We start from the raw sequence: 6,848 nt of genomic DNA, 5'->3' as shown, positions 1-6,848 counted from the left end.
CGAGCGCGGCGAACGCTCCGACCGTCCGGAGAAGGAAGAAGGCGGCGAACCCGAATTCGCCCCCGCGTTCCTGACCCGCGACGACGACTAAGGCTGAGGGGTTCTTACCTCCGAGCCGATAAAGAAAGGCCCCGCAGCGATGCGGGGCCTTTTCACTAATAGGCTACTGGCTGCCCGTCCGCCGATTTCGTCGCGAGTATGTATGCAATTCGATCATTTCGACATCGACGGTTTCCTGTCCGACTACTGGCAGAAGAAGCCGCTGCTGATCAAAAATCCCTGGAAGTCCTGGAGCAATCCGCTCGAACCGGATGAACTCGCGGGTCTCGCGTGCGAAGACGAAGTGGAATCGCGGTTGATCACGCAAGAGCGCGATACGTGGAACGTCGAGCACGGGCCCCTTGCCGAAACGCGTTTCAGCCGGCTCGGCAAAAAGCCGTGGACCTTGCTCGTGCAGGCCGTCGACACCCAAGTGCCGGACGTCGCCTCGCTCATCGAACCGTTCCGCTTCGTGCCCAACTGGCGCATCGACGACGTGATGGTGAGCTATGCCGCCGATCAGGGCGGCGTGGGCCCGCATTTCGACCAGTATGACGTGTTCCTGATCCAGGGCCTGGGCCAGCGCCGCTGGCGGATCGGCGCCCATTGCGATCAGTCCACCGAGCTATTGCCGCACGACGATCTGCGCCTGCTCGCCGCCTTCGAAGCCAGCGAGGAATGGATATTGGAGCCGGGCGACATTCTCTACGTTCCGCCAGGCCTCGCCCATGAAGGGGTCGCGGTCGGCGACGACTGCATGACCTACTCAGTGGGCTTTCGCGCCCCGTCGCGCGGCGAGCTGATCGCCTACTGGAGCGAGCATCTGGTCGCGGGCATGCCGGACGATGATCGCTATGCCGATCCGGATTTGCAGGCGCAGGATAACCCGGGCGAAATCTCCGCCCAGGCCATCGCGAAGCTGCACGCGATGGTCACCGATAAAATGCTCGACCGCGATGCCTTTGCCCGCTGGTTCGGCCAATATGCCAGCGCACCCAAATATCCCGACATGGATTGGCGGCCGGAAGAGCCCATGGAGGTCCAGGCGTTACGCGAACGTCTTGCCGGCGATGTGCCGCTGCTCCGCAATCCGGCCAGCCGCTTTTCCTTCATCCGGCGAAACGAAAATTCGGTGCTGCTGTTCGTCGATGGCCAATGCTTCGAATGCGTTCAGGAAACCGCCGTATTGGCCGAACAGCTTTGCGCGAAAGGGCCCATCAAGATCGATCAGGCGCAGGTGAAATCGGACTCAGCGATGGAACTGCTCACGAACCTTCTCAATCAAGGCAGCGTGGCTTTCGAGCTCGATGAGTGAGAGCAGGTGCCTCGCAATGTTGGCGAACTCCTTCGCATTAGCGCTAGGCGGCGAGAAGGTCCTCTATGTCTGCTTCCGACCATTGCAGAAGACATTCACGTGAGGCGGCACATTCGAGTAATGAGCGACGACAGCAAGTCGAGCGCCGTGGATCAATGGCAGGAGCAGTATATGGCTGCCGTCCACCAGTTCGGGCTGGCACTCAAGACGCTGAATCAGACGAACCCTTGGCCTGACTTGCCACTGCTGCCGCGAGCCATGAACCACCTGATGACGGAGCTTTGGGATCACGGCTTCAGCCAAACGGGAATACGAGAAGCCTTCGAAGAAGCTGTTGCGGATATGCCCCGCTATGCGGCTGGCGAAGAAGTCCGTTCATAGGTCCGATGGGGACGCTCCGAACCTGTGCATTCGTGGCCTTATGGCCGACACTGTTCCCATTTTTACGACGCGACGCCTATTACCTCATAGTGGCCGGCACCTCCCGCCACTCCCCTGGCTCCATCCCTTCGATCGCCCAGTCTCCGACACTCCACCGCACCAGCCTCAGCGTCGGATGGCCGATGGCCGCGGTCATCCGGCGCACCTGGCGGTTTCGGCCTTCGCGGATGGTCAGCCTGAGCCAGCAGTCGGGCACGGTCTTGCGGAAGCGGACCGGCGGGTCGCGGGGCCAGAGGGCGGGCCAGAGACGGCAAATGTCAATGCGTTCGGCTTCGGCCGGGCGGGTCGGGCCGTCCTTCAGGCGGACGCCGCGCCGCAGGGACGCGAGGCCGGCCTCGGCGACGTCGCCTTCGACCTGGACGAGATAGGTTTTCGGCAGCTTGAATCGGGGATCGGCGATCCGCGCCTGCAGCCCGCCGTCGTCGGTGAGCAGGAGCAGGCCCTCGCTGTCGCGATCAAGCCGTCCGGCGGGATAGACGCTGGGCACGTCGATGAAGTTCGACAGGGTCGGCCGTGTCGTGCCGCCCGTATCCGTGCCGCGATCGGTGAATTGCGAGAGCACGCCATAGGGCTTGTTGAACAGGATCAGCCGCGGCATGGCCCCTCACATCCTCCATCTGCGCCTCGAGCGTTCAAGCAGCCAGACAAAGAGGGCAAAGCCTTTAAGCCTCGGCGACCTTGTTTTCGCTTAGAAAGCTTGAAGCAGCAGGTCCACGACGCAGCCGAGAGGCAGCGGGACGGCCCGTTGGTCAAAGGGCGTGCCCATCAGGGCTTCGGCTCTTTCGAGTTCCACATGTAGCGACGCTGCGCCTTTACCCACCTTTTCCTGGCGAAATACGCCCAGATGACCGTGGCGGCGATAATCAGCCCCGCGATGAGGGCGTAAGCGACGAGCTGTCGTGTTTCCATCATAACCCAACGATCCGGAATTCAAGGAAGTTGCCCGAGGGGCCGACGCGTATCCGCTCGGCGCCTTCTCGGCTCGGTGCCCGACGCCGTGTTCCTAACCTTCGGCCGCGATCTCCGCTTTGGGTTCGCCTCCGCTCCACGGCAGGTCATCGAATGAGGGCAGGTATTTACGATCCCGATAAAGCCTCTCGTATATCTGGAACGAGATGCTGCGATCCGTCACGAAGGCGATGCTGGGTTTCCCGCCCGCGCCCATCGTGCGGTATATTCCCGTGCCGTTGACCATGGTCGTTCCTTCCTTTGAGTGCTTGGGTTCCCCGCGTCGGCGGCCTATTCGACAGCAGCGAACCGGTATCTGGATGCGCGTAATCGCGGCGCCGCGATCTCCGAGGCGATGGGGCCGGAGCGGCCAGGTCTCGCTGCAAATTCGCGCCGCTAAGGACTTTCGCCGACGCCGCGTAAATGCCACGGGAGACCCGGAAGCTTGATCATTTCCCGGCCGCATCGGCTACACAGGCTCACGAAATAGCCGTGCTGCCAATGATTTTGCTGCGGATCGGCTACGTGCTTGCCGAAGTAGCGGTGGAGGAGTTCAGCCACCATGCCGGGTTGCTCCCGAGCCCTGAGCGCGTTCGACGGCGGCTCGGTTCACCTGGCCCGGCCAAGGCGGACCCCCGGCGTAGATCCCGGCGGCCCTGACGCTGTAGCGCCCGGCGAGATCGTAGTGGATCAAGCGGGCCTCCGCCGTTGTGGCCTTGCGGGCCATCATCGACGCGACGCTCATTCGTCGGAGCCAATAGTCATGTTCCATGAGATCGCCTTTCCTGCACCAAGCGGGAGCACATACGTCTCTCAGTCACAGGGTTGCTTGCGGAAGCGGTTTTCAGGTGATGCGCGACCCTTAGCACGTCGGGGACGTGTTTGCGCGGGCAATCTGCTCGGCGGGGCAAAGCTAACGCTTTCCTACAAGCCCCCGAGCGACATATTTCAACTACCTCCACTTCACGCGAGGCGATTCATGTCGGTAAAGTTCAGCGAAGCCCGCCGCCGAGCCTTTCTGAAGGCGCTGCAGGAGACAGGCAACCAAACGCTGGCTGCGAAGCAGGCGAAGGTTTCGGGTTCATGGGTGCAGTTGCACCGCTCGACCGATCCCGAGTTCAAACGCCAGGTCGAGGAAGCGGTGGCGGAGGCCAAAGCGCGGCGTTCCACCGCCGAGAGCCCGTGGCCGCCTTCGGGACGGGGACATCTGGATGGGGCCGAGCTGGTGGTGAAGGGCACGGCGGGCACTGGGCGGCGGCGGGTGCGGATCGCGCGGGCGCGGCTCCGGCAGATCACACCTCGGGTGAGGAGCGGTTTCTTCGCACCCTGGCGGCGACCTGCAATGTGAAGGCGGCCTATATGGAAAGCGGGCGTCAGCAAGGGCGCTATCTATACGCATCGCCATCGCTGGCCGGCCTTCGCCAGGCGCTGGGACGAGGCGGTGGAGGAAGGCTAGGCGCGGATCGAGCTCGCGCTGGTCGAGAGCGGGTCCAATCTCTTCTCCTCGATGGAGCTGCCGGCCCCGGTCCCGATCCCGGCGATGACGGCGGAGCAGGCCCTTTAGGTCCTCCACATGCATAAGCATCAGGTGCGCGGGATCGGGAGGCGGCCGGGGCTGAACCCTCCGCCGAAGCCCGTCGAATATTATCGCGAAGCATCCTGAGGAAGGTCGAGGCGATCAAGAGCGGGCGAGGCGTCACCGAGGCGGAGAAGTCGCGGGACCGGCGGGAATGGTCCCTCCGGCGTGAGTCAGGTGGCGCGGAATAGGGAAAAATGAGCCTCACGCGAAGGACGCGAAGGGGCGGGACAGAATGATCGGACGGCCCGCGAGACGAGTGGATGGGATGACGGGGTGGCTCGTAGCGCGGTGCCGGGACGAAAAAAGAGGCTGCCGGTGGCGTGCCGGCGGCCCCTTTATCGTCTGGTCCAAAGCGCCTTATTCGGCGTCGTCGACGGCTTCCGCCTGATTCTCGCCAGCGTCCTCGACGGCGTCTGCCTGGTTCTCCAGGGCGTCGGCCTGATTTTCGAGCGTCATTTCGGCGGCGCCGGTGGCGTTGTCCGCCTGATCCATCAGATTTTCCGCCTCCATTTCGAGCATGTCGGCCTGGTTGTCGGCCGACGCCTCGATATTCTCGGCGGCGTCGTCACCCCCACCGCCGCAGGCCGCGAGCGCGGCGAAGGCGGAAAGAGCGATGGCTTTGGACACGAATTTCATAGTCACTCCCCTCAGTCAGAGGGTGCTTAAATCACCGAGTGGACGCTATGGTTCCGAAATAATGCGACGAACCGAACGGCGAAATGCCCGCTTGCGTCGACGAAACGAGTGTAAGCGCCTGAAAGTACGGCGCTTCCGCGAGCGAAGGTGCCTGCGATCTCTGCAATCGTGAAAGGAAGAAGTGGGGAGCTTCTTTTGCCCGGCGCTCAGCACCGTTAAAAAAAGTCGGGGGCTTCTGTTGCCCGGCGCCCCCGGGGCCGCTGGTTTCCCTTTCTGTTGCCCGGCAGGGTCCGAACCGCGCTTTTGTCTGATATAACTCAGTCCGTGAGGACCGGGTTACGCAGCAATCGCAAGAGCCTCGTTATCGTTGGCACTTATGGTTTTGAACGGTTTTACGGCGCATTCAGGCCGGGCAAAAACAGCGCTTTTGAACACACGTCGATCCTAGTTCGGCCCCATCAGAAACCTCAGCTTTCGCTGGGGCATATGGTGGAGCCGCCGGGTACTGCCCCCGGGTCCGCTGCGTCTATTGCACGCCGCAGTTTATCGCCATAGCCGGGCAAGCCCGGCAGCTCCCCATATAGAGGTTGCCACCGCGGATTTAAAGATGGGTCATCGGCGCGGCGCGAATCGGGCAGGCGTTCAGTTAATGTGTCGTTATTCTTTACAAGACGGCTCGCGTTAAGCATCGACTCGCCCGGGTAACCGCACTTGGCATGGCGATTGCTTCACCCCCGATGAACCATCTTTCTTTGGGGGCTGCCATGTCGATTGCCAAAATTTCCCTCGTCGTGACGGCCCTGCTGGCGTCCGCGACGGCCGCGAACGCCAACATCATCACCGTCTCGGCGGCCGATATCGGCAACTCCTATACGGTCGACTATGACGGTTTCACGGAAGGACAGGTGATAGGCGGCCTCACCGGCCAGACGACCTTCACTCTCACCGGCGCCACCGGGACAAGCTACAGCTTCGACTATACGGTCGCCAACACGTCGGCCGACCCGATCGACGCGTCGCGCATCTCCGTCTTCGGCTTCAATACCGATCCCGATATCGCGGGAGCGAGCTCGACGGGCGAGTTCGACCGCGCCGCCAGCGGGAACGTGCCGAGCGGCTTTGGTCAGGTGGAGGTCTGCTTCAAGGGCGCCGGCGGCCCCAATTGCTCGGGCGGCGGCAGTGCCGGCGTCGAGCTCGGCGACAGCACCTCCGGCACGCTGACCCTCGACTTCGCCGACGCGCTGAGCGAGCTGACGCTCAGCGACTTCTTCGTGCGCTATCAGTCGATCGACGGCCCCGGCATGAATGGCGGATCGGCGATCGGCCGGGGCACCCCCAGCACGTCGACGGGCGGCAGCACCGGCGGAACCCCGGTTCCGGCGCCTGCGAGCCTCGCCCTCTTCGCCCTCGCCGCCGGGGGCCTCGTCGCCGGCCGCGGCAGGCGGAACCGCTTGGCCTAACGCTTCCTCAGCTCGTCGCGGATCTCGCGCAGAAGCTGGACTTCCGCGGGGTCGGCCACCGCCTCTTCCTTCTTCGTCATCACGCGGTTGGCGGCGCGGATGATCATGAAGATGATGAAGGCGAGGATCAGGAAGTTGATCAACACTGTCACGAACTGGCCATAGCCGAGCACCGGAGCGCCCGCTTCCTTCAGGGCCGTATAATTGGCGAGGGAACCCGCATAGCCTTCGGGCACTGGACCCAGCAGCATGAAATAGCTGGAGAAATCGAGGCCGCCGAAGATCGCGCCGACAACCGGCATGATGATGTCGTCGGTGAGCGAGGCGGTGATGGTGGCGAAGGCGGCGCCAATGATGACAGCGACGGCGAGGTCCAGCACATTGCCGCGGGCAATGAAATCGCGAAATTCGTTGAGCATGTTCGGGGCTC

The 6,848-nt window shown here is 63.0% G+C and carries 10 protein-coding genes and 1 other RNA gene; 4 read left to right on the top strand and 7 right to left on the bottom strand.

Going from position 1 to position 6,848, the window contains the following annotated elements:
* Nucleotides 1-202 precede the first annotated feature (202 nt).
* Nucleotides 203-1,354 carry a JmjC domain-containing protein gene (locus VIR62_RS06365; protein ID WP_431869670.1) on the top strand — a complete coding sequence of 384 codons (1,152 nt, stop codon included), beginning with the start codon at nt 203-205 and terminating at the stop codon, nt 1,352-1,354.
* A gap of 120 nt (nt 1,355-1,474) precedes the next feature.
* The gene (locus VIR62_RS06360) at nt 1,475-1,735 is read left to right on the top strand and encodes a hypothetical protein (RefSeq protein WP_431869668.1); all 261 of its coding nucleotides are present in this window, start codon (nt 1,475-1,477) and stop codon (nt 1,733-1,735) included.
* Nucleotides 1,736-1,814: 79 nt separating this feature from the next.
* Here VIR62_RS06360 and VIR62_RS06355 read toward each other — a convergent pair whose 3' ends face one another.
* The 4 genes from VIR62_RS06355 to VIR62_RS06340 all read right to left on the bottom strand — a co-directional run bounded on the left by VIR62_RS06355 (nt 1,815) and on the right by VIR62_RS06340 (nt 3,515).
* Complete coding sequence (locus VIR62_RS06355) at nt 1,815-2,393, bottom strand: pseudouridine synthase (protein WP_431869666.1); 579 nt, start codon at nt 2,391-2,393, stop codon at nt 1,815-1,817.
* Between the two features lie 167 nt (nt 2,394-2,560).
* Entirely contained in the window at nt 2,561-2,707 is a 147-nt protein-coding gene (locus VIR62_RS06350) for a hypothetical protein (RefSeq protein WP_431869664.1), read from the bottom strand.
* A gap of 91 nt (nt 2,708-2,798) precedes the next feature.
* A complete protein-coding gene (locus tag VIR62_RS06345) occupies nt 2,799-2,990 on the bottom strand; it encodes a hypothetical protein (protein ID WP_431869662.1) in 192 nt (63 codons plus the stop codon).
* Nucleotides 2,991-3,296: 306 nt separating this feature from the next.
* Nucleotides 3,297-3,515, bottom strand: a complete 219-nt coding sequence (locus tag VIR62_RS06340) for a hypothetical protein (protein WP_431869661.1) — start codon at nt 3,513-3,515, stop codon at nt 3,297-3,299.
* A gap of 207 nt (nt 3,516-3,722) precedes the next feature.
* Between VIR62_RS06340 and VIR62_RS06335 the strand changes: the two genes are divergently transcribed.
* On the top strand, nt 3,723-4,091 hold the full coding sequence (locus tag VIR62_RS06335) for a hypothetical protein (protein WP_431869659.1): 369 nt from the start codon (nt 3,723-3,725) through the stop codon (nt 4,089-4,091).
* Nucleotides 4,092-4,679: 588 nt separating this feature from the next.
* On the opposite strand, the gene VIR62_RS06330 is transcribed toward VIR62_RS06335, so the two are convergent.
* Together VIR62_RS06330 and ssrA are read right to left on the bottom strand one after the other, a co-directional pair.
* Nucleotides 4,680-4,958, bottom strand: a complete 279-nt coding sequence (locus VIR62_RS06330) for a hypothetical protein (RefSeq protein ID WP_431869657.1) — start codon at nt 4,956-4,958, stop codon at nt 4,680-4,682.
* Nucleotides 4,959-5,220: 262 nt separating this feature from the next.
* Nucleotides 5,221-5,568, bottom strand: a transfer-messenger RNA (tmRNA) gene (ssrA, locus tag VIR62_RS06325).
* Between the two features lie 154 nt (nt 5,569-5,722).
* Between ssrA and VIR62_RS06320 the strand changes: the two genes are divergently transcribed.
* Complete coding sequence (locus VIR62_RS06320; RefSeq protein ID WP_431869655.1) at nt 5,723-6,418, top strand: cistern family PEP-CTERM protein; 696 nt, start codon at nt 5,723-5,725, stop codon at nt 6,416-6,418.
* Here the strand turns inward: VIR62_RS06320 and mscL are convergent.
* A complete protein-coding gene (gene mscL / locus VIR62_RS06315; RefSeq protein WP_431869654.1) occupies nt 6,415-6,837 on the bottom strand; it encodes a large conductance mechanosensitive channel protein MscL in 423 nt (140 codons plus the stop codon). The two genes, VIR62_RS06320 and mscL, sit on opposite strands and share 4 nt — an antisense overlap.
* Nucleotides 6,838-6,848: the final 11 nt, after the last annotated feature.

Origin of the sequence: Allosphingosinicella sp., from assembly GCF_036570505.1 — a bacterium.
Classification (GTDB): domain Bacteria; phylum Pseudomonadota; class Alphaproteobacteria; order Sphingomonadales; family Sphingomonadaceae; genus Allosphingosinicella.
Note: the sequence above shows the minus strand (reverse complement) of the source record. Positions and strands in the feature narration are given on the sequence as shown.

Excerpts from the sequence above, each read along its gene's own strand:
- VIR62_RS06365 (WP_431869670.1), top strand. The coding sequence starts at position 203 with ATGCAATTCGATCATTTCGACATCGACGGTTTCCTGTCCGACTACTGG.
- VIR62_RS06360 (WP_431869668.1), top strand. The coding sequence starts at position 1,475 with ATGAGCGACGACAGCAAGTCGAGCGCCGTGGATCAATGGCAGGAGCAG.
- VIR62_RS06355 (WP_431869666.1), bottom strand. The coding sequence starts at position 2,393 with ATGCCGCGGCTGATCCTGTTCAACAAGCCCTATGGCGTGCTCTCGCAA.
- VIR62_RS06350 (WP_431869664.1), bottom strand. The coding sequence starts at position 2,707 with ATGATGGAAACACGACAGCTCGTCGCTTACGCCCTCATCGCGGGGCTG.
- VIR62_RS06345 (WP_431869662.1), bottom strand. The coding sequence starts at position 2,990 with ATGGTCAACGGCACGGGAATATACCGCACGATGGGCGCGGGCGGGAAA.
- VIR62_RS06340 (WP_431869661.1), bottom strand. The coding sequence starts at position 3,515 with ATGGAACATGACTATTGGCTCCGACGAATGAGCGTCGCGTCGATGATG.
- VIR62_RS06335 (WP_431869659.1), top strand. The coding sequence starts at position 3,723 with ATGTCGGTAAAGTTCAGCGAAGCCCGCCGCCGAGCCTTTCTGAAGGCG.
- VIR62_RS06330 (WP_431869657.1), bottom strand. The coding sequence starts at position 4,958 with ATGAAATTCGTGTCCAAAGCCATCGCTCTTTCCGCCTTCGCCGCGCTC.
- VIR62_RS06320 (WP_431869655.1), top strand. The coding sequence starts at position 5,723 with ATGTCGATTGCCAAAATTTCCCTCGTCGTGACGGCCCTGCTGGCGTCC.
- mscL (WP_431869654.1), bottom strand. The coding sequence starts at position 6,837 with ATGCTCAACGAATTTCGCGATTTCATTGCCCGCGGCAATGTGCTGGAC.